Annotated in this window: 19 protein-coding genes; 13 read left to right on the top strand and 6 right to left on the bottom strand. The window is 65.9% G+C overall.

The window, feature by feature from the left end; translation table 11 throughout:
- Nucleotides 1-181: 181 nt before the first annotated feature.
- Nucleotides 182-658: a PaaI family thioesterase gene (locus PV768_RS11970; RefSeq protein WP_197432526.1), complete on the bottom strand. Its 477-nt coding sequence runs from the start codon at nucleotides 656-658 to the stop codon at nucleotides 182-184.
- A 193-nt stretch (nucleotides 659-851) separates the two neighbouring features.
- On the opposite strand from PV768_RS11970, the gene polA reads away from it, so the two are divergent.
- The 3 genes from polA to rpsA all read left to right on the top strand — a co-directional run bounded on the left by polA (nucleotide 852) and on the right by rpsA (nucleotide 6,635).
- Nucleotides 852-3,536 (top strand): DNA polymerase I, encoded by a 2,685-nt coding sequence (gene polA / locus PV768_RS11965; protein WP_157242383.1) that lies wholly within the window; start codon nucleotides 852-854, stop codon nucleotides 3,534-3,536.
- A gap of 50 nt (nucleotides 3,537-3,586) precedes the next feature.
- The gene (locus tag PV768_RS11960; RefSeq protein WP_421093106.1) at nucleotides 3,587-4,885 is read left to right on the top strand and encodes a GNAT family N-acetyltransferase; all 1,299 of its coding nucleotides are present in this window, start codon (nucleotides 3,587-3,589) and stop codon (nucleotides 4,883-4,885) included.
- A 271-nt stretch (nucleotides 4,886-5,156) separates the two neighbouring features.
- Nucleotides 5,157-6,635, top strand: a complete 1,479-nt coding sequence (gene rpsA / locus PV768_RS11955) for a 30S ribosomal protein S1 (protein ID WP_157242382.1) — start codon at nucleotides 5,157-5,159, stop codon at nucleotides 6,633-6,635.
- 127 nt (nucleotides 6,636-6,762) lie between these two features.
- On the opposite strand, the gene PV768_RS11950 is transcribed toward rpsA, so the two are convergent.
- Entirely contained in the window at nucleotides 6,763-7,275 is a 513-nt protein-coding gene (locus PV768_RS11950; protein ID WP_323057200.1) for a GNAT family protein, read from the bottom strand.
- Entirely contained in the window at nucleotides 7,259-7,948 is a 690-nt protein-coding gene (locus tag PV768_RS11945; RefSeq protein ID WP_323057199.1) for an IMPACT family protein, read from the bottom strand. The genes PV768_RS11950 and PV768_RS11945 overlap by 17 nt, the downstream gene beginning before the upstream one ends.
- Nucleotides 7,949-8,104: 156 nt before the next feature.
- Between PV768_RS11945 and PV768_RS11940 the strand changes: the two genes are divergently transcribed.
- From PV768_RS11940 to PV768_RS11915, 6 genes are all read left to right on the top strand, one after another.
- Nucleotides 8,105-8,329 carry a hypothetical protein gene (locus tag PV768_RS11940; protein WP_157242380.1) on the top strand — a complete coding sequence of 75 codons (225 nt, stop codon included), beginning with the start codon at nucleotides 8,105-8,107 and terminating at the stop codon, nucleotides 8,327-8,329.
- 22 nt (nucleotides 8,330-8,351) lie between these two features.
- Nucleotides 8,352-8,750, top strand: coding sequence for a hypothetical protein (locus PV768_RS11935; RefSeq protein WP_323057198.1), 399 nt, complete (start codon nucleotides 8,352-8,354; stop codon nucleotides 8,748-8,750).
- Between the two features lie 144 nt (nucleotides 8,751-8,894).
- Nucleotides 8,895-10,109, top strand: coding sequence for a dephospho-CoA kinase (gene coaE, locus PV768_RS11930; RefSeq protein ID WP_323057197.1), 1,215 nt, complete (start codon nucleotides 8,895-8,897; stop codon nucleotides 10,107-10,109).
- Between the two features lie 81 nt (nucleotides 10,110-10,190).
- Complete coding sequence (uvrB, locus tag PV768_RS11925) at nucleotides 10,191-12,287, top strand: excinuclease ABC subunit UvrB (RefSeq protein WP_157242378.1); 2,097 nt, start codon at nucleotides 10,191-10,193, stop codon at nucleotides 12,285-12,287.
- A 202-nt stretch (nucleotides 12,288-12,489) separates the two neighbouring features.
- Complete coding sequence (locus PV768_RS11920) at nucleotides 12,490-13,518, top strand: TerC family protein (RefSeq protein ID WP_321216170.1); 1,029 nt, start codon at nucleotides 12,490-12,492, stop codon at nucleotides 13,516-13,518.
- A gap of 106 nt (nucleotides 13,519-13,624) precedes the next feature.
- Nucleotides 13,625-15,013, top strand: coding sequence for an MFS transporter (locus tag PV768_RS11915; protein ID WP_421093105.1), 1,389 nt, complete (start codon nucleotides 13,625-13,627; stop codon nucleotides 15,011-15,013).
- Here PV768_RS11915 and PV768_RS11910 read toward each other — a convergent pair.
- The 3 genes from PV768_RS11910 to PV768_RS11900 all read right to left on the bottom strand — a co-directional run bounded on the left by PV768_RS11910 (nucleotide 14,999) and on the right by PV768_RS11900 (nucleotide 19,427).
- Nucleotides 14,999-16,264 carry an alpha/beta fold hydrolase gene (locus tag PV768_RS11910; protein WP_421093109.1) on the bottom strand — a complete coding sequence of 422 codons (1,266 nt, stop codon included), beginning with the start codon at nucleotides 16,262-16,264 and terminating at the stop codon, nucleotides 14,999-15,001. The two genes, PV768_RS11915 and PV768_RS11910, sit on opposite strands and share 15 nt — an antisense overlap.
- Before the next feature lie 76 nt (nucleotides 16,265-16,340).
- Entirely contained in the window at nucleotides 16,341-16,841 is a 501-nt protein-coding gene (locus tag PV768_RS11905) for a GNAT family N-acetyltransferase (protein WP_323057195.1), read from the bottom strand.
- Nucleotides 16,842-16,883: 42 nt separating this feature from the next.
- Nucleotides 16,884-19,427: a DEAD/DEAH box helicase gene (locus tag PV768_RS11900; RefSeq protein WP_321216173.1), complete on the bottom strand. Its 2,544-nt coding sequence runs from the start codon at nucleotides 19,425-19,427 to the stop codon at nucleotides 16,884-16,886.
- 96 nt (nucleotides 19,428-19,523) lie between these two features.
- Here PV768_RS11900 and PV768_RS11895 point away from each other — a divergent pair, with 96 nt between their 5' ends.
- From PV768_RS11895 to PV768_RS11880, 4 genes are all read left to right on the top strand, one after another.
- Complete coding sequence (locus PV768_RS11895) at nucleotides 19,524-20,303, top strand: trans-aconitate 2-methyltransferase (protein ID WP_323057213.1); 780 nt, start codon at nucleotides 19,524-19,526, stop codon at nucleotides 20,301-20,303.
- Nucleotides 20,304-20,464: 161 nt separating this feature from the next.
- Complete coding sequence (locus PV768_RS11890) at nucleotides 20,465-22,216, top strand: ABC transporter ATP-binding protein (RefSeq protein ID WP_323057212.1); 1,752 nt, start codon at nucleotides 20,465-20,467, stop codon at nucleotides 22,214-22,216.
- Nucleotides 22,213-24,027 carry an ABC transporter ATP-binding protein gene (locus PV768_RS11885; RefSeq protein ID WP_323057194.1) on the top strand — a complete coding sequence of 605 codons (1,815 nt, stop codon included), beginning with the start codon at nucleotides 22,213-22,215 and terminating at the stop codon, nucleotides 24,025-24,027. The genes PV768_RS11890 and PV768_RS11885 overlap by 4 nt, the downstream gene beginning before the upstream one ends.
- Nucleotides 24,027-24,404 (top strand): GntR family transcriptional regulator, encoded by a 378-nt coding sequence (locus PV768_RS11880; RefSeq protein ID WP_157242372.1) that lies wholly within the window; start codon nucleotides 24,027-24,029, stop codon nucleotides 24,402-24,404. Before PV768_RS11885 ends, PV768_RS11880 begins: the two co-directional genes overlap by 1 nt.
- Nucleotides 24,405-24,406 lie beyond the last annotated feature (2 nt).

Genomic DNA, 24,406 nt, shown 5'->3' with positions numbered 1-24,406 from the left:
GATCAGCAGCGGAAAACGGCTCCGAACCGCACCCGTCCGCCTCGGCAATGAGCACGGCAAGAGCGGCATTCATGTCCTCAAACGCCTTCGCAACCGCCGCTTTCCCCATACCAAAATCATCGCCGCAGGGTACGACATTATTGGGGCCGGGAAGGGCACAGGATCGAAAAGGGGACTCGCCCTACTCCTGCCGGGCCGGGACGTTGTCCCGGATCATGTTCGTGATACGGGCGGTGGACAGCCGGCGGCCCTGCCCGTCCGTAATCACAATTTCGTGGGTGGCCAGGGTCCTGCCCAGGTGGATGGCCGTGCAGGTTCCAGTTACAGTGCCCGCCGCAATGGAGCGGTGATGCGTGGCATTCACCTCGATGCCGACGGCGTGGCGGTCCGGTCCCGCGTGCATCCCCGCGGCAAACGAACCGAGGGTCTCCGCCAGCACTACGTGGGCGCCGCCATGCAGAATGCCCGCAACCTGGGTGTTGCCCTCCACGGGCATGGTGGCAACGCTCCGCTCGGGACTCATTTCCAGGAAGTGAATCCCCATTTTCACCACCAGGGCGCCGATCCCGAACCGGCCCAGCCAACCGTGCAGGTGCTCAGGGATTCCGGCGGCCGCAAGCTCCCCGGCGAAAGGGCCGGGCGTGAAATTGTCCATCATGGCAACTAGGCTGGCACCTGTGAGTGAAACAACCAAACCGGCCCCTTTCCCGTCCCAAACCTTGCAGGAGGACAAAGCACCGCAGGGTTCCGCCACCCTTGAGGACGCTGCAGTCGGGGAAGGCGCAGGCCGGGGCAATGTCCCGGCACAGGCCAGTGGCTCGGTTTCTGCGACGGAAGCCCCGGTGGTTCCCATGACGGGACAGCCGCGCCTTTTGGTGCTGGACGGACATTCCATGGCATTCCGCGCGTTTTTTGCGCTGCCCGCGGACAAGTTCTCAACCACGAACGGGCAGCACACCAACGCCATTCACGGATTCACCTCCATGCTGATCAACCTCATCAAGGAGCAGCAGCCCACCCACATCGCGGTGGCCTTCGACGTTTCGGACGAGTCCACCCACCGCAAGACGGAGTACAGCGAATACAAGGGTGGCCGCAACGAGACTCCGCGGGAGATGAACAACCAGATCGACCTCATTGCGCAGGTCATGAAGGCCTGGGGCATCAAGACCATCACAATGCCCGGCTACGAGGCAGATGACATTCTTGCCACCCTCGCCACCATGGGAGAAAAAGCAGGGTACGAAGTGCTGCTGGTCTCGGGGGACCGCGATGCGTTCCAGCTCATCACCGACAACGTTTTTGTGCTGTACCCCAGGAAGGGCGTCAGCGACATTCCGCGGATGGATGCCGCTGCCATTGAGGCGAAGTACTTCGTCAGCCCCAGCCGGTACTCGGATCTTGCTGCGCTGGTGGGCGAAACGGCGGACAACCTCCCCGGCGTGCCCGGGGTCGGGCCCAAGACGGCCGCCAAGTGGATCAATCTTTACGGCGGGCTCGACGGCGTCCTGGAGCACCTGGATGCGATTGGCGGGAAGGTGGGCGATGCGCTGCGCGAAAACGTCGAGGCCGTCAAGCGGAACCGCCGCCTGAACCAGCTGCACACGGACCTTGAGCTTCCCGTCACGCTGGATGACCTTTACCAGCCGCGGCCGGACCAGGCCGCCCTGGAGGACCTGTTCGACAAGCTTGAGTTCAAGACCATCCGCAGCCGGCTCTTTGCGCTCTACGGCGATGCGGACAAGCCTGCCGCGGAACGGGAAAGCATCGACACGCCGCAGTACGTCGTGCCGGGCAGTGCCGCGGAGCTGTCAGCGTTCCTCGACGCCGGCGCGGGGCAGCGCTCCGCCGTCTCCGTCGACCTTGTCCCCGGCCGCATCGGCGAGGACGCCGCGGCGCTGGCGATTGTCCGGGACGGCGCTGCCGCCTATGTCGACCTGTCAAGCCAGGACGCCGAGTCGGAGAACGTCCTGGCCGGCTGGCTGCGGGACCCGGAAGCGCCGAAGGTCCTGCACGGTTTCAAGGCCGCACTGAAAGCCCTGACGTCCCGTGGACTGGAGCTGGAAGGCGTGGTGGATGACACCTCCATCTCCGGCTACCTCATCCAGCCGGACCGGCGCACCTACGAACTCGCGGAGCTGGCCCAGCACCACCTCAACGTAGGGATCCCTGCCGCCACGGCCAAGGCAGGCCAGCTGGAGCTTTCCTTCGACGGCGAGGACGACGCCGCAGCCGACGCGCTGGTCCAGGCGGCCGCCGTCGTGCTGGCCCTGAGCCGCTACTTCGAGGACGAACTCAAGGAGCGCAAGGCGGAGGAACTGCTCTCCACCCTCGAGCTGCCGGTCAGCCGTGTCCTGGCGGACATGGAGCTCGCCGGCATTGCCATTGACATGGCGCGTATGGATGACCAGATCGCCGATCTGGCCCGGGTCATCGACCAGGCGCAGGAGCAAGCGTTCGCGGCGATCGGGCATGAGGTGAACCTGGGCTCTCCCAAACAGCTCCAGACTGTCCTGTTCGAGGAACTCCAGTTGCCCAAGACCAAGAAGATCAAGTCGGGCTACACCACGGACGCCGCATCTTTGAAGAACCTGCTGGAAAAGACGGGGCACGAGTTCCTGGTGCAGCTGATGGCGCACCGGGAGGCCGCCAAGCTGAGCCAGATGCTCGAATCCCTGAAGAAGTCCGTGGCCGAGGACGGCCGGATCCACACCACCTACGCCCAGAATGTGGCAGCGACAGGCCGCATCTCCTCCAACAACCCGAACCTGCAGAACATCCCTATCCGCAGCGAGGAAGGCCGGCGGGTCCGCGGGATCTTCGTGGTGGGGGAGGGCTATGAGTGCCTGCTGTCCGCCGATTATTCCCAGATCGAAATGCGCATCATGGCCCACCTGTCCGGTGACCAGGGCCTGATCCAGGCCTACAGGGACGGTGAGGACCTGCACCGGTTCGTCGGCTCGAACATCTTCCATGTGCCCACCGAAGAGGTCACCAGCGCCATGCGCTCCAAGGTGAAGGCAATGTCCTATGGCCTGGCCTATGGCCTGACATCGTTCGGCCTGTCCAAGCAGCTGGAGATCTCCGTCGATGAGGCACGGACCCTCATGAAGGACTACTTCGACCGGTTCGGCGCTGTCCGCGACTACCTCCGCGGCGTGGTGGACCAGGCCCGCATTGACGGGTACACCGCAACCATCGAGGGACGCCGGCGCTACCTGCCGGACCTCACCAGCACGGACAGGCAACTCCGGGAGAACGCCGAGCGGATTGCCCTGAACAGTCCCATCCAGGGCTCGGCCGCGGACATCATCAAGCGCGCCATGCTGGGAGTCCACGCCGAGTTGAAAGCGCAGGGGCTGAAATCACGGATGCTGCTCCAGGTCCACGACGAACTGGTCCTGGAAGTGGCAGCCGGTGAGCGCGCGGCCGTGGAGAAGCTGGTTACCGAGCAGATGGCCGCCGCCGCGGACCTGAGCGTCCCGCTGGAGGTCCAGATCGGCGTCGGCCCCAGCTGGTACGACGCCGGCCACTAGCGGGTGTTGATGCTGGCCAGGCGCCGGGGATCTTGGCTAGGCTCAGGTGCGTGTCTGATCTGAGTGGAAACTATGAAATCCGGCGCTTTGACGCTGTGTCCAAGGGCAAGGACGGTTACGCCGAGGCCGAAACCTGGAGCCGCGCCGTGTCCTTCGGCTTCCACGAATCCACCCGGACGCCGGAACACGTCGCCAAGACGCTTGAGACGTATGAGGCCGACCGGCGCGTCCTCACCGGCGCCTACCAAACCGGACCGGTAGCGCCGTCGTCGCTGCCCGCCGACGTGCCGGTGGCCACCTTCGGCACCATGCGCAACACGCTCAACGTCGGCTTCGGGCACCTGGTGGAAGCCCACCTGGTCACCGCTGTCACCGTCCGCACCTCGCACCGGCGGCGCGGCCTGCTGCGGCGGATGATGAGCGAGGACCTGCAGCTCGCGAAAGACGACGGGGTTGCGGTGGCGGCGCTGACCGCGTCAGAGGGAACCATATACGGCCGGTTCGGCTACGGCGTGGCCAGCTTTGAACGCAACATCAAGGTGGACACCACCGCGCGGTTCAGCCTGCCGCACCAGCCCGCCGGCACCGTGGAGGTCGCCGATCCCAAGGCATTGCTGCCGCTGGCTCCGGAAGTCTTCGACCGGGTGCACCGGCTGACCCCGGGGTCCGTAGGACGGCAGGACTGGTACCGGCAGCTTGCGTCGGGCTCGCTCGGCCGCGACGGCAAGGAGGACCCCGCCATCAAGGTGGCGCTCCATTACGGGCCCGCCGGAACCATCGACGGCTACGTCTCCTACAAGTTCCTCGGCTGGGACACCGAGCCCTACACCGTGGAAGTGGTGGACCTGCTGGCCGGCACCAATGATGCCTACCTGGAACTCTGGCAGTTCCTTGGCGCCATCGATCTGGTGGAGCGCGTGTCCTGGACGGAAGCCCCGTTGGACGACCCGCTGGCCTGGGCCCTGGACGATCCGCGCTGCATCGACTCCTCGGACAGCCGGGACATGCTCTGGCTGCGCATCCTCGATGTCCCGAAGGCACTGGCCGGGCGGCACTACCCGGCAGGAGGCCGCCTGGCGCTGAAAGTCCTGGATCCGCTCGGCCTCACGGCCGGAACGTACGCTCTTTCCGCCGACGGCGGCCAGGCCGCCGTCGAGCGCCTGCCGGAGACGGCGGAGGCGGACCTGACCCTGGACGTCTCCGCGCTGTCCTCGATGTACGTCGGCGGGGTCAGTCCGGTCACGCTGGCGGCAGCGGGCAAGGTCCGGGAGCACACGGCCGGATCCGCGCTGAAGGCCAGGCAGATGTTCGCCGTCGAGCGCTCGACGCATTGCCTTACCCACTTCTGAGGTCACTGGCAGCCTGGGGTCCCCTTCCCGGGTGGCCGCGTCATGCGCGTGCCCTGCCTCGCCGCTTTTGACCCGTGTTGCGGGCAGCGACTAGAATAAACGGGCGTGTACTACGTGCACGTATTTGCAGTTAAATATATTCTCAGCAATCCACAAAATCAGGATGACCCGGAGGATCCGTCGGATTCACCGCAAATCGCGCCTGCGTTCCATAACGCGGGCGCGCCGGTTTGCCTGACCGACTAACTATCCACAACGGAGCCCCTACTACATGACCATCACCTCCACCGAGAAGCCCGGTACCCCCGTAGTCGCCATTAACGACATCGGTACCGCTGAGGACTTCCTCGCAGCAGTCGACGCGACCATCAAGTACTTCAATGACGGAGACCTCGTCGAAGGTACCGTCGTCAAGGTCGACCGCGACGAAGTCCTGCTCGACATCGGTTACAAGACCGAAGGTGTCATCCCCTCCCGCGAGCTTTCCATCAAGCACGACGTTGACCCCGGAGACGTCGTCTCCGTTGGCGATCAGGTCGAAGCCCTGGTGCTCACCAAGGAAGACAAAGAAGGCCGCCTGATCCTCTCCAAGAAGCGCGCGCAGTACGAGCGTGCCTGGGGCGACATCGAGAAGGTCAAGGAAGAAGACGGTGTCGTCACCGGTACCGTCATCGAGGTCGTCAAGGGTGGTCTTATCCTCGACATCGGCCTGCGCGGCTTCCTGCCCGCATCCCTCGTCGAGATGCGCCGTGTGCGCGACCTTGCTCCGTACATCGGTCAGCAGATCGAAGCCAAGATCATCGAGCTGGACAAGAACCGCAACAACGTTGTGCTGTCCCGCCGTGCATGGCTCGAGCAGACCCAGTCCGAGGTCCGCTCCACCTTCCTCAACAAGCTGGAAAAGGGCCAGGTCCGTCCCGGCGTCGTTTCCTCCATCGTCAACTTCGGTGCATTCGTGGACCTGGGCGGCGTAGACGGCCTGGTTCACGTTTCCGAGCTGTCCTGGAAGCACATCGACCACCCGTCCGAGGTTGTCGAAGTTGGCCAGGAAGTCACCGTCGAGGTTCTCGAGGTCGACCTGGACCGCGAGCGCGTCTCCCTGTCGCTCAAGGCTACGCAGGAAGATCCGTGGCAGACCTTCGCCCGCACCCACGCCCTGGGCCAGGTTGTCCCGGGTAAGGTCACGAAGCTCGTTCCGTTCGGTGCGTTCGTCCGCGTCGAAGACGGCATCGAAGGCCTGGTCCACATCTCCGAGCTGGCTGTCCGCCACGTGGAGCTGGCAGAGCAGGTTGTCTCCGTTGGTGACGAGCTGTTCGTCAAGGTCATCGACATCGACCTGGAACGCCGCCGCATCTCGCTGTCCCTCAAGCAGGCCAACGAGGGCGTCGACGCCGACAGCACCGAGTTCGATCCCGCTCTGTACGGCATGGCCGCAGAGTACGACGAAGAGGGCAACTACAAGTACCCCGAGGGCTTCGATCCCGAGTCCAACGAGTGGCTTGAAGGCTACGAGAACCAGCGCGCCGCCTGGGAGCAGCAGTACGCTGACGCCCAGACCCGCTGGGAAGCACACAAGAAGCAGGTTGCCCAGCACGCTGCCGACGACGCTGCAGCTGCAACGTCCGGTGAGAGCGACTCCGGCACCACCAGCTACTCCTCGGAGCCGGCTGCTGAGTCCAACACCGGTGCGGGTACGCTTGCATCCGACGAGGCTCTCGCCGCCCTGCGTGAGAAGCTGACCGGCAACTAAGTGCCAACGGTCCGGACTTTTCCGGGCTGACACAACGGGCCCCCGCAAACGCGGGGGCCCGTTGGCGTTAAAGCAGCAACTGACTGGCACTTAGCGCTGCCAAACGCGATTTTCGGTGCGCTTGCTGCTAGTCAGTTGGGAGTGCGACGACGGCGCGGACAGTTCCGTCGTCGTCAGGCGTGAGAGTGGCGCCGGCGCCGGCAAGGATCCGCTGGGCGGCGGGGTTTCCGGCCAGCGTGCGGGCGGTCACCTCGGCGATTCCGGCGTTGCGGGCCTCAGCCAGGACCAGGCGAAGTGCCGCGCTTCCGATGCCGCGGCCCCGAAACCTCCTGCCGAGCCAGATCCCGGTTTCTGCGGTGTCCCGTCCGGTGCCTGCATCCACGCGCTTGAGCCGGATGGAGCCGGCGAGGGCGCCATCGGCAAGGATCCCCCAGGATTTCTCGCCGGCCGTCCCGTCGAGGCCTTCCGCGGCGGCGCGGTGGTAAGTGAAGAACCAGGCTGTCCGTTCAAGGTTCCAGCCCGGGCCGCCAAGCGGGGGAGCCACCTCATCCGGCGAAGCGTCCCGCTTGGCCAGGTCCAGGAGCTGTTCCAGCAGCTGTTCGTCGACGTCCAGCAGGGACACGTCAGGCAAGCGGGACATCCACCCACTCCGTTCCTTCCATCGTCAGGGCGGCGCTGCCGGCGGTGAGGAGCTGCACGCGCCCGGCCGCAGCGGCAATGGCTGCGGGCTCGTCCGGCACGGCCACGCGCAGGACGGTGTGCCCGGCGGCGTAGCTGGTCCCGGCCATCACGAATCCCGCGGAGCGCAGGTCGTTTTCCAGCCGGCCGGCAGCAGCGTGCGGCACTTCGGCGGCACAGATGCGCAACCTGCTCCGGCGCACCATGGGCACCAGGGACAGCGCCGAGGAGACGGACTCCGAGTAGGCGCGCACCAGGCCTCCGGCACCCAACAGGACGCCACCGAAATAGCGGACGACGACGGCACTGACGTCGCTGAGGTCGGCCACCCCGGGGAGCGTCTCCCTTTTGGCGAGGGCCTCGAGCATCGGAAGGCCTGCCGTCCCCGAGGGCTCACCGTCGTCATTGGAGCGCTGGATGTTCCGGTCCGGGCCGATGATGAACGCTGAGCAGTGGTGGCGTGCGTCATGGAATTCGCGGCGCAGGCCGGTGACCAGGTCACGTGCCAGTTCTTCGGTGCCGGCGCGGCGCAGGACGGTAATGAACCGGGAGCGCTTGATCTCGATCTCGTGGCGGAAATCGGGTCCGGCCGCCAGGGTGGTGTAACCCGTGGCCCTGCTGTCTTCCTCTTGCACCCGGCCCAGTCTAGGCCCAAGTTCCCCTGGCCCGGCAACGGCTGGAGTAGGGGTTGCGGCTCGTGATTAAGGATCGATTAAGGCGTCAGCGGGAATCTGGGAACACCAGGAAACGGAACCAGCAGAGTATTCCGAACAGGAAGGGTGGGCCTGACCATGAAGCGGGTAGAAGCCTCAAGCCGCAGCACGCATCAAACAGGTCTTTTCCGGATTGAATCGCCGGAAATCCTTCCGCAGCCTGGCCGGCGCGGCACGCCAGGTTCCGCCTACGGCAACAACTGGGTTGAAGAGATTTGGCCGGACTGCCTGGTGGACCGCACCAAGTCCAACCCGGCAGCCCTGGAGGACCTCCTGGCGCCAAGGGCCGGTTCGCCTTACTGAACTCTTCGCCGAATCCGGCGGAATGCCTGAACCGAAGACGGTCAGGAAAAAACCCTGTCATCCATCCGGGGTGGCACCGCAAGAAAGGAGCAGTACATTGTTCACATCCAAAGGAAATCACCGGATTTCTGCCCACATGGCCGGACCTGCGTCAGTGGATGGCAAGCGGTCTGATGGAACCAAAAAGAGGAAGCTGTTCCTTTCCATCGCAACTGTTGCCGCAGCCGGTTTCTCAGGAGTGATTGCCGCGCCCGCGAATGCATCTTCGACGACGGCGGATGGCGCGACGGACCTGCAGGCACACTCGATAGCCGCGCCTTACGGTGAAGAGGAAATCCGCACCCTGCAGCAGCTCGGCGACTTTCTTGGCGCCAGCTCCCGCATCACGGCTAACCAATACGCCCTGGGCCATATGTACTAGAACTGTTAGGGCATGACCCCCGGGCGCCGGGGCGGTTGTCCGGATGAATTCCGGCCGGGTCCGGTCCATGGCACCACAGGAGACGCGCCGTGGACCTGGACCGGACCTGAACCTGGACCCGGACCGGGGGATTAGGGTGGGGGAGTGCTCAAGATCGGGTTGACGGGCGGCATCGCCTCAGGAAAATCAGTGGTTGCCTTGCGCCTGAAGGAACGCGGCGCGGTGCTGGTGGATGCTGATGCATTGGCGCGGGAAGTGGTGGAGCCGGGCTCCGAGGGCCTGGACAGCGTTGTGGCTGAGTTTGGCCGGGATGTCCTTGGCCCGGATGGCCGCCTTGACCGGCCCAGGCTCGGGGACCTGGTCTTTGGAGATCCGGCACGGCTCGCGGTGCTGAATGGAATCGTCCACCCCTTGGTCCGTTCGCGTGCGGCCGCCATCGTGGAAGCTGCAGCAGGAGATGCCGTCGTGGTGCAGGACATTCCCCTGCTGGTGGAAACCGGACAGGGGAGCGACTTCCACCTTGTGGTGGTGGTCGACGCGCCGGACGACGTGCGGCTCCAGCGAATGCTGGAGCACCGCGGGATGACGCGCGAAGCTGCACTGTCGCGGATGGCTGCGCAGGCAACGCGGGAGGAACGGCTGGCCGCGGCCGACGTCGTCCTGGACAACTCCGGCAGCGTGCAGCACCTGCTGGACCAGGTGGACCGGCTCTGGGACGACCGGCTGGTGCCCTTCGCCCGCAACCTCGCCGCGGGCAGGCGTGCGCCGAGGAACTGCGGTCCTGTCCTGGAGCCGTATCGGGAGGAATGGGCCAAGGAGGCGGCCAGGATCTCCGCGAGGCTGAAGACCGCGGCCCCCGGGCTCATCCTGGCGGTGGACCACATTGGCTCCACGTCCGTCCCCGGGCTCGCTGCCAAGAACGTCATAGACCTGCAGGTTGCGGTTTCCGGCCTGGACGCTGCAGACACTGCTGCACCCCTGCTGGCGGCAGCCGGGTTCCCCGTGGTGCCCGGTGCCGGGTCCGATACGCCCAAGCCGTCGGCGCCGGATCCCGGGCAGTGGCAGAAACGGTTCCATGCCAACGCGGACCCCGGGCGTCCGGTCAACATCCACGTCCGTGTTGCCGGCTCGCCCGGATGGCGCTATGCATTGATGTTCCGGGACTGGCTGCGTGCCGACCCGTCCGCACGCACGCTGTATGCACGGCATAAGGCAGGCCTTGCGGGACGTTTCGCCGGGTCGGCGGGCACCAGGGCGTACGCAGAGGCCAAGGAACCGTGGTTCACGGACGTTGCCTGGCCCCTCATGTCCGCCTGGGCCGAGGAGACCGGCTGGGCGCCGCCGTCGTACGCGTCCTGAAGGCATCCGCGGACCGGCGGAGCTGTTCGCCCGTAACGGACGGGCCGCAATAGTGTCGGTGCCCGGTTGTAGATTAGATCCATGAGCCTTGCGCAGGATATCAACCGTGTTGTGGCGCCCTTTGAGGTCATCAGCGAATTCAAGCCCGCCGGCGACCAGCCCGCCGCCATTGCCGAACTGACGGAGCGCATCAGGAACGGCGAGAAGGACGTGGTGCTGCTCGGTGCCACGGGTACGGGCAAGAGCGCCACCACCGCCTGGCTTATCGAGCAGGTGCAGCGGCCCACCCTGGTGATGGTCCAGAACAAGACCCTGGCGGCGCAGCTGGCCAACGAATTCCGCGAGCTGCTGCCAAACAACGCGGTGGAGTACTTCGTTTCCTACTACGACTACTACCAGCCCGAGGCCTACGTCGCCCAGACGGACACCTTCATCGAGAAGGACTCCTCCATTAACGAGGAAGTTGAAAGGCTCCGCCACTCAGCCACCAACGCCCTGCTGACCCGCCGGGACGTGATCGTCGTCGCCACTGTCTCCTGCATCTACGGCCTGGGCACGCCCGAGGAATACATCGCAGGAATGGTTACGCTCCGCAAGGGGGCGGAGATGAACCGTGACGACCTCCTCCGCAAATTCGTGTCCATGCAGTACGCCCGCAACGACATGGACTTCCATCGGGGCACGTTCCGCGTCCGCGGGGACACGGTGGAGATCATCCCGATGTACGAGGAACTGGCTATCCGGATCGAGTTCTTCGGGGATGAGATCGAGAATATCCAGACACTCCACCCGCTGACCGGTGAGGTGATCCGCGACGAAGAGGAAATGTACGTCTTCCCGGCGTCGCACTACGTGGCTGGACCCGAACGGATGTCCCGGGCCATCAAGCGGATCGAGGATGAGCTCGCTGATCGGCTGAAGGTACTGGAAAGCCAGAACAAGCTGGTGGAAGCGCAGCGGCTCCGGATGCGGACCATGTACGACCTCGAGATGATGCAGCAGATGGGCTTCTGCAACGGCATCGAGAACTATTCGGCGCACATCGATGGCCGCGCCCCCGGAACGGCCCCCCACTGCCTCCTGGACTACTTCCCGGACGACTTCCTCCTGGTGGTGGACGAGTCCCACGTGACCATCCCGCAGATCGGCGCCATGTACGAAGGCGACATGTCGCGCAAGCGGAACCTGGTGGACTTCGGCTTCCGCCTGCCCTCGGCCATGGACAACAGGCCGCTGAAATGGGACGAGTTCCTGCAACGCGTTGGCCAGACCGTTTACCTGTCCGCCACGCCGGGCAAGTATGAACTGGGCAAGGCCGACGGTTTTGTGCAGCAGATCATCCGGCCCACGGGCCTCATCGATCCCGAGGTGGTGGTGAAGCCCACCAAGGGCCAGATCGACGACCTGCTGGGCGAGATCAAGACCCGTACGGACAAGAACGAGCGCATCTTGGTCACTACCCTGACCAAGCGGATGGCCGAGGACCTTACGGACTACCTCCTCGGGCATGGCATCAAGGTGGAGTACCTGCACTCCGACGTCGACACCCTGCGGCGCGTGGAGTTGCTGCGCGAACTCCGGATGGGCAAGTTCGACGTCCTGGTGGGCATCAACCTGCTCCGTGAGGGCCTGGACCTTCCTGAAGTGTCCCTTGTCAGCATCCTTGATGCGGACAAGGAGGGCTTCCTGCGGTCGTCCACGTCCCTGATCCAGACGATCGGCCGCGCTGCCCGCAACGTCTCCGGCCAGGTGCACATGTACGCCGACCGCATCACGGACTCCATGGCGCAGGCCATCGACGAGACAAACCGGCGCCGCGCCATCCAGGTTGCCTACAACACCGAACACGGCGTGGACCCGCAGCCGCTGCGGAAGAAGATCGCCGACATCACGGACCAACTGGCCAAGGAAGACGCCGATACCCAGGAGCTGCTGAAGAACAACCGGCTGGCCAAGGGAGGAAAGCGGAAGTCCGCCGCAAAGGGTGCCGCCCAGGTCCGCTCGGACGGCCTGGCAGCGGCCCCGGCCGAGGACCTGGTGGGCCTGATCGAACAGCTGACGGAGCAGATGCACGGCGCTGCTGCCGAGCTGCAGTTCGAAGTGGCCGCCAGGATCAGGGACGAGGTCAGCGAGCTGAAGAAGGAGCTCCGGCAGATGCAGGCTGCCGGGCACGCCTGACACAAACATCAACAGGGGACGGGCGGCGGCCCGCCTGGGGTAGAGTTAACGTCACGTAGGGGAGTATCCCGAGCGCTACGATCGTCAACACGCAGGGCATGGTTGCCCCGCCGGGCGTAGCGGGCCGCCGTTTCAGCACCAAGTGCGCAGGCAGGCCGGAGAGACTTACACCGCATCTCTGTACCCTGCGAAAGGCTACCCTGTGCTCGAATTGCCCGTCTGGTTTGAGGTCGGCTCCTTTGTCGTCCTCGGCCTGATCCTCCTGACCGACCTTCTCCTGGTGGTCCGCCGCCCGCACGAACCCTCCATGAAGGAAGCCGGACTCTGGGTGGCCTTCTACGTCACTCTGGCCCTGGTGTTCGCCGGCGCCATGTTCGCTTTCACCGGCCCGGAATTCGGCGGCCAGTTCGTCGCCGGCTGGGTGACGGAATACAGCCTCAGCATCGACAACCTGTTTGTCTTCATCATCATCATGGCCAGGTTCTCCGTGCCCCGGAAGTACCAGCAGGAAGTGCTGATGGTGGGCATCATCATCGCCCTGATCCTGCGCGGCATCTTCATCCTGCTCGGCGCGATCGTGATCGAGCAGTTCAGCTGGGTGTTCTACATCTTCGGCGCGTTCCTGCTCTGGACCGCATGGAAGCAGGCCCAGGACGAGGGCGAAGACGAAGAAGACCGGGAGAACCCGCTGATCGCCAAGATCCGCAAGGTCATCCCCATGTCCGAGAAGTTCGACGGCGGCAAGCTGCGCACCACCGTGAACGGCAAGAAGGTCTTCACGCCCATGCTGATCGTGTTCATCACCATCGGCCTCACGGACCTGCTCTTCGCCGTCGACTCCATCCCCGCAATCTTCGGCCTCACCCAGAGCCCCTTCATCGTGTTCACGGCCAACCTGTTCGCCCTGATGGGCCTGCGCCAGCTGTACTTCCTGCTCGGCGGCCTCATGAACCGCCTGATCTACCTGAAGCACGCGCTGTCCTTCATCCTCGCGTTCATCGGCGTCAAGCTGGTCCTGCACGCCATGCACGTCAACGAGCTTCCGTTCATCAACGGCGGGCAGCACATTGAATGGGCCCCCGAAATCCCCACGTTCGTTTCCCTGGGCGTCATCGTTGGCACCATCGTCATCGCGGTGGTCGCGAGCCTGGTCAGCTCCAAGGCAAAGGAAGCGCACCTGGACCCCCGCCTCGAGGAGGACGTCCGGAGGAGCCACAGCGACGCCGAGTAGGCGTCCCTGGTCCTCCTGACCCGGACAATCCCGGCCGTATCCTGCGGCCGGGATTGTCGCTTTAAATCCCCTCTGCAGGAGGCGCATGGGGGACTATGCTCGGACCATGGCCCCCACCCTGATATCGGACCAACAGGTGCGCCTCGTGCAGCGGCGCACGGTGGTGCTGCTGAGCGCGGCCCAGATTTTTGGCGGAATCGGCACCGGTGCCACGGTTTCGATCGGGTCCATACTCGCCGTCGAACTGTCCGGATCGAGTGCCTGGGCCGGCGCCGTCGCCACGGTCATGACCCTCGGCGCAGCCCTGGCTGCCCTGCCGCTTGCCTCGCTGGCGGACCGCCGGGGACGCCGGATCGGCCAGGTGGCCGGGCTGTCCGCGGCCCTCGCAGGCACGGTCCTGATGGTGCTCGCGGTGGTGTCCGGCCTTTTCGTCCTGCTGGTGCTCGGCGCAGCCGGGATCGGTGTGGGTACCGCCGCCAGCCTGCAGGCCCGCTTCGCCGCCGTCGACCTTGCGGACCCGGAGCACCGCGGCAGGGCCCTGTCCGCCGTGGTGTGGGCCGTAACCGTTGGCGCCGTCGCCGGACCCAACCTCATCCAGCCCGGCACCGTGGTGGGACAGGCGCTGGGCCTTCCGCCGGTGGCAGGGCCTTTCGTGATTGCCGGAGTCGGGCTTCTCGTGGCGAACGTCCTGCTTTTTACCGGCCTGCGGCCGGATCCGCTGCTGCTGGCCAGGGAACTTGCGCCGCAGCAGGCGGGCACCGGCGCCCCCGGCACGGCACAACAAACGCCGGCAGCCCCGGAGGGCAGCGGCGCGGGGGCAGGCACCAACGGGCAGGCAAAGCGCGACGGCGGCTCGCTGGTCCGCGGGCTCCGGGCCATCCGCGGCTCCCGGACCGCGCTCCTGGCAGTGGCCGCCGTCGTCGGGGCCCACGCGGTGATGGTGGGCGTGATGTCCATGACGCCACTCCACCTGCAGGAACTGGTCGAAGGGCCGGGCGCGAGCCACGCGGGCCACACGGCGTCCGGTGACGTCCTGGTGATCATCGGTTTCACCATTTCGCTGCACATCGCCGGGATGTTCGCTTTGTCGCCGGTGATGGGCTGGCTGACGGACAAGGCCGGCAGGGCGCAGACCATCATGATTGGCTTCACCCTGCTGATCACCGCCGTAGCTGTTGCCGGATTCGGCCAGGCATCAACGGGGGCGGTGGCGGCAGGCCTGGTTTTGCTGGGCCTGGGCTGGTCCGCGGCCACGGTGTCCGGTTCCACCCTGCTTGCCGAGAGCGTCGGCCGGGAGGCCCGTGTAGTGGTGCAGGGGGTTTCGGACATGCTCATGGGTGCAGCGGGGGCCGTGGGCGGGGCGGTGTCGGGCCTGGTCCTCAGCTGGATCGGCTACCTGGGCCTGAACCTGCTGGGCGGCGTGGTGGGCGCAGCCGTCCTGGCCGCGGCGTTCGTGACTGTGGTGGCCGGCCGGCGCGCGTCAGCGCCCGCCTGACCTGGCCATACCCAGCAGCCTGGCGAAGATCGCCTCCCCGTCGTCGGCGATGCCATCGTGGTGGAAGTCGCCGGTCTCCCATACCTGCAGCCCGCGCACCGCGGACGCTGTTTCCAGGGAGAGTTTCCGGTCCACATAGATGTCGTCCGAGTAGACGGCGGCCGCCGCCGGAACGGTATTGGCCCCCAGCCGGGCAACATCGTAGAGCGGCTTCCAGTCCGTTTTGGCTGCAAGCAGGTCCGCCACGTCCCGGAGGGGCTGAAGCGCGGGGTCCTGTTCGAAGTACCACGGATAAACCATCTCGCCCGTCAGCAGCAGCGGCTCGGCGTCCGGCCGGAACTCCGGGTAGTCCGCCAGTACCCGCCAGGCGGACCAGCCGGTCGCCTGCCCCTGGCCGTAGATGGATTCATGCATCAGCGCGTAGAGGGGATTGGACCGGCGCGATACGATGCCCTGCACCTGGTCCAGGAAGGCATCCGAGAGCCGGGTGCCTTCCGCTGTTTCCGTGAAGGCGTCCTCCAGCAGGTGATGCAGGCTGTCCACGCGCGTATTGCCGCCGAGGAAGGAACCCACCATCTGGAAGCGCTCCACGGTGAGCGGGCCGCCGTCGGGAAGGAACTCCGGGGTGCTCCTAAGGTGGCGGGCAATCCGGTCAACCATGTCCCGGTCCTCCGGGTACCAGCCGAAGTACTCGGCGTTGCGGGCCGCAACGCGCTGGAACGTAGCCCGGTAGACGTCATCGGCCGGGCCGGTCAGCGGCGCAAGGCCGCCGGTCACCAGGACCTCCTTCAGGCCCTCCGGTGCAAAGGACAGGTACGTCAGTGCGCAGAAGCCGCCGTAGCTCTGGCCGTACACCGTCCACGGGCCCGCCCCCAGGGCATCCCGGATCAGCTCGGCGTCGGCCACGATGGAATCCGCACGGAAATGCTCCAGGTACGCGGCCTGGTCCGCGGCGGACCCCCGCAGCGGCAGGGTGTTCCGGTCCGCAGGCGTGGAGAGCCCCGTTCCGCGCTGGTCCAGCATGAGGATCCGGAAGTCCTTGGCAGCCGCTTTGCTCCAGCCGCCCAGCGAGCCAAACCTGTTGCCGCGCCCGCCGGGACCGCCCTGGAGGAACAGGAGCCACGGAAGACCCGCGGCCTGGTTCTCGCTGTGCGCGGCCGAAACGTACTCCCGGGCAAAGACGGTGATTGTTTCGCCCGAGGGGGAAGAATGGTCCAGCGGCACTGTGAAAAAGTGCTCCGTGGTCCGCATCCCGCGGAACTGGTGCTTCGCCCTTACCTCATGCCTTGCCCGGACCGCCGGGCCTGCCGGCGATGGCATCCCTGCACTAGCCATTGGCAGGGGCGGGGACGGCACTGCCGAACTGTTCGAGGGCCTGGCCGGTGAGCCGGAACGTGGACCAGCCGTCCATGGGCCTGGCGCCGAGGCGCCGGTAGAAGTTGATGGACGGCTCATTCCAGTCAAGGACGCTCCACTCCACCCTGGCGTAGCCGTTCTCCACGGCGATGGCGGCAAGGTGCTGGAGCAGGGCCTTTCCGTGTCCTTCGCCGCGGGCTTCCGGGCTCACGTAAAGGTCCTCCAGGTAGATGCCGTGCACGCCTTCCCAGGTGGAATAGTTCAGGAACCACAAAGCGAACCCCTGGACTTCGCCGGCCCCGTTCTCTGCCATGGCAGCGAACACGCGCGGGTTCTCTCCGAACAGCACCTGCTGCAGCATCCCGGGGGTGTTCCGGACGGCGTCAGGTTCCTTCTCGTAGTGCGCCAGTTCGTGGATCATCCGGAGGATTGCGGGTACGTCTTGCGGGGTTGCGGGGCGGATTACACTCATTGTTCGAGCTTACCGCCGGCACCCGGCAGGCGCTGGCAGCGTTTAGAGCCGGTTGACCTCAGTCACCCTGATCACAGCCGTTCCGGTTTCGTCCGAGGCAGCCAGGTCCACCTCGGCGGAAATCCCCCAGTCATGGTTGCCGGCGGGATCGTCGAAGATCTGCCGGACCTTCCACCGGTCCTTTTCCTCCGTGATGATGAGCAGGGCCGGTCCCCGGGCGTCCGGCCCGGTCCCGATGTCGTCGTGTTCGTCAAAGTAGTCGTCCAGGGCGTCTTCCCAGCGCTCGGCGCCCCAGCCGGCTGCGGCGTCGAGTTCCCCCAGCGCGGCCGCGTCCTCGTCGGCGAACAGCTCAACGCGGCGGAACAGTTCGTTGCGCACCATCACCCGGAAGGCCCGGATGTTGGACGTGAGCGACGGCGGGGGCGGCGGCGGCGCGTCGTGCGGTGTCGGGGCGGCGCCCGAGGCCAGTTCCTCCCATTCGTCCAGGAGGCTGGAGTCCACCTGGCGGACCAGCTCGCCGAGCCAGGCAACCAGGTCCTCCAAATCCTCGCGCAGCATGTCCTGGGGAACGGTCTGCCGCAGGGCCTTGAAGGCGTCCGCGAGGTAGCGCAGGACTATCCCCTCCGAACGGGCCAGCCCGTAGAACTGCACGAACTCGCCAAAGTTCATGGCACGCTCGTACATGTCCCGGACCACGGACTTGGGGGCAAGCTCGAAATCGCCCACCCAGGGCGCGGCCTTCCGGTACACCTCGAAGGCTTCCCCGAGAATCTCCGCCAAGGGCTGGGGGTAGGACACTTCCTCGAGCATGGCCATCCGCTGGTCGTACTCGATGCCGTCGGCCTTCATGGCGGCCACCGCCTCGCCGCGGGCCTTCTTTTGCTGGGCGGACAGGATCTGCCGCGGCTTCTCCAGGGTCGCCTCGATCACGGACACCACGTCCAGGGCGTACGACGGCGACTCCGGGTCCAGGAGTTCAAGTGCGGCCAGTGCGAAGGGGGACAGCGGCTGGTTGAGTGCGAAGTTCGGCTGGAGGTGGACAGTCAGCCGGACGGTCCGGCCGTCGGGTCCCTGCTCTTCCGCAGGGATCCGCTCCACCACCTCGGCCGCGAGCAGTTCGCGGTAGATGCCCAGTGCCTTTTTCATGAGCTGCAGCTGGGAGGACCGGGTCTCGTGGTTTTCCGTCAGGAGGCGTCGGGCCGCCGCGAACGGGTCCCCGGGCCGTTCCATCAGGTTCATCAGCATCGCGTGCGTCACCGTGAAGCTTGACGTCAACGGGTCCGGCACCGATTCGACGAGCCGCTTGAACGTAGGCTCGCCCCAGCTGACGAACCCCTCCGGCGGCTTCTTCTTCACCACCTGGCGCAGCTTCTTCTGGTCGTCACCGAATTTGGCCACGGCCTTGGCCATTGCCTTGACGTTCTCCGTCACGTGTTCGGGTGCCTGGACCACCACGGTCCCGGCGGTGTCGTAACCTGCCCGCCCGGCCCGGCCCGCAATCTGGTGGAACTCACGGGAGTTAAGCAGCCGGGTGCGGACGCCGTCGTACTTGCTCAGTGCCGTGAGCAGGACGGTGCGGATGGGCACGTTGATTCCCACGCCCAGGGTGTCGGTGCCGCAGATGACCTTCAGCAGCCCCGCCTGGGCCAGCTGCTCCACCAGCCGCCTGTACTTCGGCAGCATGCCCGCATGGTGCACGCCAATGCCGTGGCGGACCAGCCGGTTCAGGGTCTTGCCGAAACCGGCGGCGAACCGGAAGTTGGCGATCAGCTCTGCGATCTTGTCCTTCTCCTCGCGGGTGCAGACGTTGATGCTCATCAGCGTCTGTGCGCGGTCAATCGCCTCGACCTGGCTGAAGTGCACCACGTAGACCGGCACCTGCCTGGTGGAGAGCAGCTCCTCCAGCGTCTCGTGCACGGGGGTCTCGTGGTAGTAGTAATGCAGCGGAATGGGCCGTTCCGCGGAGCTCACCGTGGTGGTGGCGCGGCCCGTCAGCGTTGTCAGGCCTTCCTCGAACCGGCTGACGTCCCCCAGCGTGGCGGACATCAGGAGGAACTGGGCCTGGGGGAGTTCCAGCAGGGGAACCTGCCACGCCCAGCCGCGCTGCGGGTCCGAGTAGAAATGGAACTCGTCCATGATCACCGTGCCGAGTTCCGCGGCTGCGCCTTCACGGAGGGCGGTGTTGGCCAGGATCTCGGCCGTGCAGCAGATGATGGGCGCATCCTGGTTGACGCCGGAATCGCCCGTGATCATTCCCACGTTCTCGGCGCCGAAAATATCGCACAGGGCAAAGAACTTCTCGGAGACCAGCGCCTTGATCGGCGCGGTGTAGTAGCTCCGCTGGCCCTGGGCCATGGCCTGGAAGTGGGCGGCGATGGCCACGAGGGATTTTCCGGACCCGGTGGGGGTGGCCAGGATGACGTTGGACCCCGTGGCCAGCTCCATAATGGCTTCGTCCTGTGCGGGATACAGGGCCAGTCCGCGGCTTTCCGTCCACTCAACGAACCGCGTGTAGAGGTCGTCGGGATCCACACCCACAGTACGGACGGAGGCGGGCAGATGGGGCAGCTGGTCAACGAGTTTCATTGATTGCCAGCTTAGTGCCCTGCCGTGCCCGGGATTCCGCCCCGCCCGGGTTAAGCTTCGCGGTACAGAAGACGGCACCAGAATGCGGAGATGGATATGAAGTGGGATCCGGCGAAATATGTCCAGTTCGGAGACTACCGGGACCGGCCCTTTTTCGACCTGACCGGCAGGGTCCGGGCGGACCGGCCCGTCCAGGTGGTGGACCTTGGCTGCGGGCCCGGGAACCTGACCGCCACGCTCGCGGACCGCTGGCCCGGTTCCGACGTGGTTGGCCTTGACTCATCGGAAGAGATGCTCGCCAAAGCCGCCGGACGGGCGGAAAGGAACCCGTCCCTGCGCTTCGAACTGGCGGACATTTCGGAGTGGAAACCCTCCGGGCAGACCGACGTTGTGGTCAGCAATGCGGCCCTGCAGTGGGTGCCGGGCCACCAGGACATGATGCGGACCTGGCTGGATGCCCTCCGCCCCGGTGCCTGGTTCGCGCTCCAGGTCCCGGGGAACTTCAACGCCCCGTCCCATGCGTTGATGCGCGGGCTGGCGGGGTCACAGCGGTGGGTGCGGCAGCTCGGCGGGGTGCTGCAGGGAGGCGAGTCGGTGGGCGAGCCTGCGGACTACCTTCATCTCATGCTCGACGCAGGGTTCTCGGCTGACGCCTGGGAGACGACCTACCTGCAGGTGCTGGCCGGCACGGACGCCGTCCTGGAATGGGTCCGCGGCACAGCGCTCCGCCCCGTCCTTGCCGCCCTTTCCGCGGCGGAGGGGGCGGAATTCGAGGCGGAGTACGCAGCCGTGCTGCGGGAAGCGTATCCAGAAACGGGGCATGGCACCGTCTTTCCCTTTCGAAGGATCTTCGCGGTGGGGTGCAAGAACCGGTGACGAACCGGGCCGCTGGACGCTCTTCACACTCCAGTCACACGCGTGACAACTCTGGAATGTGATCTGGCCTACAATGACGGGGTGGCGGATGGGGGAGAGGCCGCCGCAGGCTGTTCCCTCCGCCGACTGACCCAACTGGAGGTACGTTGCTGATCGGACTGATGAGCCGGCTGCTTGGGGGCCACAAAGCCCATGTGGCTGCCATCGTAGTCCTCCAGCTGGTCCAGGCTGCGGCCACCCTGCTGCTGCCCACGGTCAACGCAGCAATCATCGATGACGGCATCGTTGCCGGAAACCACACAGTCATCCCGCGCCTGGGAATCACCATGGCGGTGCTGGCGGTAATCCAGGCCGTTGCCGCCATCGCCGCGGGGTACCTCGCCGCTGTGGCGGCCATGAGGATCGGGCACCAGCTGCGGGCGGAGATCTTCACCAAGATCCAGTCATTGTCCTCCCGGGAGGTGGCGGCCTTCGGAACCCAGAGCCTGGCCACCCGGGCCACCAACGACACCCAGCAGATCCAGGCGTTCGCGGTCCTCGTGTTCACCATGCTGGTTGCCGGCCCGGCCATGGGCCTGGGCGGCATTGTCCTGGCACTCCAGCAGGACCTGCCGCTGTCCGCGGTTGTGATCGTCATTGTGCCCCTGCTCCTGATCATCATGTACCTCATCGTGGGCCGCCTCATCCCGCTGTACCGCGAAGGGCAGGAACACCTCGACCGTGCAGGGGGCATCCTCCGCGAGCAGATCATGGGCGCCAACGTCATCCGGGCCTTTGTCCGCCAGGACCACGAAGTCCGGCGCTTCGCCCGGATCAACAGCATCCTGACGGCCAACAACCTCCAGTCGGCGCTGCTGGTGGCAGGAATGCTGCCTCTGGTCATGCTGGTGGTGAACCTTTCCTCCGTGGCCGTTGTCTGGTTCGGCGGGCAGCGGATCCAGGCCGGACTGATGAACATCGGGGCGTTGGCCGCGTTCATTGCCTACATCCTGCAAATCCTCCTGGCCATCATGATGGCCATGTACGTGCTTATGACGGCGCCCCGGGCTGCAGTGTGCGCGGAGCGCATCGGCGCCGTACTTGATACCGAACCCTCCGTGCGCGACCCGCAGCAACCCAGTCTGTTGCTTCCCGCGCCGGCGGGCGGCGCGCAGCATCCGTCGGCCAGGCAGGGGGTTCTCCAGTTCAAGGGCGTGGGTTTTTCCTATCCCGGAGCGGAAGCCCCCGTCCTCGCGGACATCAGCTTCACAGCCGTTCCGGGCACTACCACCGCCATCGTGGGGTCCACTGGCAGCGGAAAGTCCACGCTGCTGAACCTCATTCCGCGATTCCTCGACCCGACGGCAGGAACCATCACCCTCGACGGCGCGGACATCCGGGAGCTGCGGCTCGACACCCTTCGTGCCGCCATGTCCATAGTCCCCCAGCAGTCCCACCTGTTTTCGGGGACCATCGCGGATAACCTCCGGATGGCAGCACCGGACGCATCGGACGCCGAGCTTTGGCGCGCCCTCGAGACGGCCCAGACCATGCGGTTCATGAGCGTGCTGCCGTTGGGGCTTGCCACCCCCGTTGGCCAGGGCGGGACCAACCTGTCCGGGGGACAAAGGCAACGTTTGTGCATCACCCGCGCGCTGCTGAGGAAGGTGCCGCTGTACCTTCTTGATGACAGCTTCTCGGCGCTGGACTACGACACGGACGCGAGGTTGAGGCAGGCGCTGGCCGCGGAACTTGCCTCCAGCACAGTGATAGTGGTGGCGGAACGGATTGCCGCAGTGGAAAGCGCAGACCGCATTTTGGTCTTGGACGGCGGGCGCCTGGTGGCGCAGGGGACGCACGCCGAACTGCTTGAGATTTCCCCCACGTACCGGGAGATCGCGGACTCGCAGTTGGCCCTGGAGGGCCGGTCATGACGCTTCCGGCCGTTGCCCCAGGGGTGCCAGGGAGGTTTTGGCCAACAACTGGACGGCTTCTGGGCCTGCTCCTCCCGTTCAGGCGCTTCATGGTGGGCGCCGTGGTGGCTACCTGCACCTTTGCGGGGCTCAACGTGGCCGCGCCGAAATACCTCGGCGACGCCACCGATGTGGTGGTGGACGGCGTCGTGCTGGGATCCCTTGACCAGGGGCGGCTTGGCCTGTTGCTGGCGGGGGTGGCGCTGATGTACGTCCTGGCCTCGCTGTTCAACTGGATCCAGGGAGCGCTGACAGCCCGGTCGGTGCAGGGGCTCATGTACAACTTGCGGGCCTCGCTCGAGGACAAACTCCACCGCCTGCCCTCCACCTATTTCCAGGAACGCTCCCGGGGCGATGTCCTGAGCCGCGCCACCAATGACATCGACAACATCGCCCAGGCCCTGAACCAGCTCCTCACCCAGCTGATCATGTCCTTCCTCATGCTCTGCGGGTCCCTGGCAATGATGCTCTGGATCTCGCCGCTGCTCGCCGCAATCGCGGTGGCGACTGTTCCGCTGTCCACCCTGATCACCGTGCTCGTGGCCCGGCGTTCGCAGGCGCACTTCGCGAGGCAGTGGACCGAAACCGGCCAGTTGAACGCGCACGTGGAGGAGCTCATAACCGGACACGAGGTGATCAAAGCCTTCGGACACCAGGACAAGGCCGCCGAAATATTCGCCGGAAGCAACGGCCGGCTGGCGCGCGCAGCTACCAGGGCCCAGTATTCAGCCGGTGTGGTCCAGCCCCTGATGGTGCTGATGTCCAACCTCAATTACATCGCCGTGGCCGTGGTGGGCGCGCTCCAGGTCCTGGCCGGCGCCATGACCATCGGCGGGATCCAGGCGTTCATCCAGTTCAGCAGGCTCTTTAGCCAGCCGGTGGGCCAAATCGGCGGGATGCTCAACCTCATCCAGTCCTGCGCCGCGTCCGCTGCACGTGTTTTCGACCTCCTGGACACGGAGGAGGATCCCGCGGAGCCGTCCGCGGGATCCACCGCGGCCCTGGCCGGCGGCCGGATCGTCTTTGACGACGTGACTTTCGGATACCCGGAATCAGCCCCGGCGGTGCGCAACCTTTCCTTCTCCGTCGAGCCTGGCCAGACCGTAGCGATTGTGGGGCACACCGGTGCAGGGAAGACGACTGTGGTGAACCTCCTGATGAGGTTCTACGGGCCCGGATCGGGCCGCATAACCATGGGAGGACAGGACATTGCCGGGATCCCCCGGGACCGCCTCCGGGAGCAGTTCGGGGTGGTGCTCCAGGACGCGTGGCTCTTCGCCGGCACCATCAGGGAAAACATTGCCTACGGCCGGCCGGACGCCACGGACGCCTGCATCAGGGCGGCCGCCGAGGCCACTTACGTCGAACGGTTCGTCAGGGCACTGCCCGACGGCTATGACACCGTCCTGGAAAACGGCGGGGAACCCCTCAGCCAGGGCCAACGGCAACTGGTCACCATAGCCCGGGCACAACTGGCCGGCAGGGCTGTCCTGATCCTGGACGAGGCCACCAGCTCGGTCGACTCCCGGACCGAGCTGCTCATCCGCCAGGCAATGCAGCGCCTGCGGCAGGGCAGGACGAGCTTCGTGATAGCCCACCGTTTGTCCACCGTCCGCAACGCTGATCTAATTCTGGTCATGGATCACGGCCGCATTGTCGAGCAGGGCACACACCGAAGCCTTCTGTCCGCCAACAGCTACTACGCCCGGCTTCACAACGCACAATTCTCCGTCCGGCCCGGCCGTGCGGACGCCCTTGAGGCCGGCCTTTGATGCCCGCATCCGGCTTCCCCGGAACATGGAAACCGAACACTGCCAGTTCCGTGGCGCTGTTTGAACAGCTGCGGCTCCAGGTCATCCACCAGGTGGACAACGGAGCCCTCCCGCCGGGGACCCGGCTGCCCGCCGTCAGGGCCCTGGCCGAGCGCCTGGATGTGGCTCCGCATACAGTGGCCCGCGCCTACAAGGAGCTCGAAGCCGCCGGAATCGTTGCCACCCACGGCAGGAACGGAACAACGGTGTGCGCACGTGACGAACGTCTCGGCGGGCTCTCAGCCGCCGCAGCAGCCTACGCTGCCGCGGCCAAAGCGCAGGGCGCCACGTTCGCCGAGGCGGTGAAGCTGCTGGCCGCCGCCTACGACGCCGGCTGACC

It is taken from the genome of Pseudarthrobacter sp. CC4 (assembly GCF_048957775.1).
Taxonomy (GTDB): Bacteria; Actinomycetota; Actinomycetes; order Actinomycetales; family Micrococcaceae; genus Arthrobacter.
The sequence above is the reverse complement of the archived record's forward strand: the minus strand, read 5'-3'. Positions and strand labels throughout refer to the sequence as shown.

Coding starts and splice junctions, on each gene's coding strand:
- PV768_RS11895 (WP_323057213.1), top strand. CDS start 19,524: ATGAAGTGGGATCCGGCGAAATATGTCCAGTTCGGAGACTACCGGGAC.
- PV768_RS11910 (WP_421093109.1), bottom strand. CDS start 16,264: ATGCGGACCACGGAGCACTTTTTCACAGTGCCGCTGGACCATTCTTCC.
- PV768_RS11935 (WP_323057198.1), top strand. CDS start 8,352: ATGCCTGAACCGAAGACGGTCAGGAAAAAACCCTGTCATCCATCCGGG.
- polA (WP_157242383.1), top strand. CDS start 852: ATGACGGGACAGCCGCGCCTTTTGGTGCTGGACGGACATTCCATGGCA.
- PV768_RS11890 (WP_323057212.1), top strand. CDS start 20,465: ATGAGCCGGCTGCTTGGGGGCCACAAAGCCCATGTGGCTGCCATCGTA.
- PV768_RS11880 (WP_157242372.1), top strand. CDS start 24,027: ATGCCCGCATCCGGCTTCCCCGGAACATGGAAACCGAACACTGCCAGT.
- PV768_RS11970 (WP_197432526.1), bottom strand. CDS start 658: ATGATGGACAATTTCACGCCCGGCCCTTTCGCCGGGGAGCTTGCGGCC.
- PV768_RS11915 (WP_421093105.1), top strand. CDS start 13,625: ATGGCCCCCACCCTGATATCGGACCAACAGGTGCGCCTCGTGCAGCGG.
- PV768_RS11950 (WP_323057200.1), bottom strand. CDS start 7,275: ATGTCCCGCTTGCCTGACGTGTCCCTGCTGGACGTCGACGAACAGCTG.
- uvrB (WP_157242378.1), top strand. CDS start 10,191: ATGAGCCTTGCGCAGGATATCAACCGTGTTGTGGCGCCCTTTGAGGTC.
- PV768_RS11900 (WP_321216173.1), bottom strand. CDS start 19,427: ATGAAACTCGTTGACCAGCTGCCCCATCTGCCCGCCTCCGTCCGTACT.
- rpsA (WP_157242382.1), top strand. CDS start 5,157: ATGACCATCACCTCCACCGAGAAGCCCGGTACCCCCGTAGTCGCCATT.
- PV768_RS11905 (WP_323057195.1), bottom strand. CDS start 16,841: ATGAGTGTAATCCGCCCCGCAACCCCGCAAGACGTACCCGCAATCCTC.
- PV768_RS11885 (WP_323057194.1), top strand. CDS start 22,213: ATGACGCTTCCGGCCGTTGCCCCAGGGGTGCCAGGGAGGTTTTGGCCA.
- PV768_RS11940 (WP_157242380.1), top strand. CDS start 8,105: ATGAAGCGGGTAGAAGCCTCAAGCCGCAGCACGCATCAAACAGGTCTT.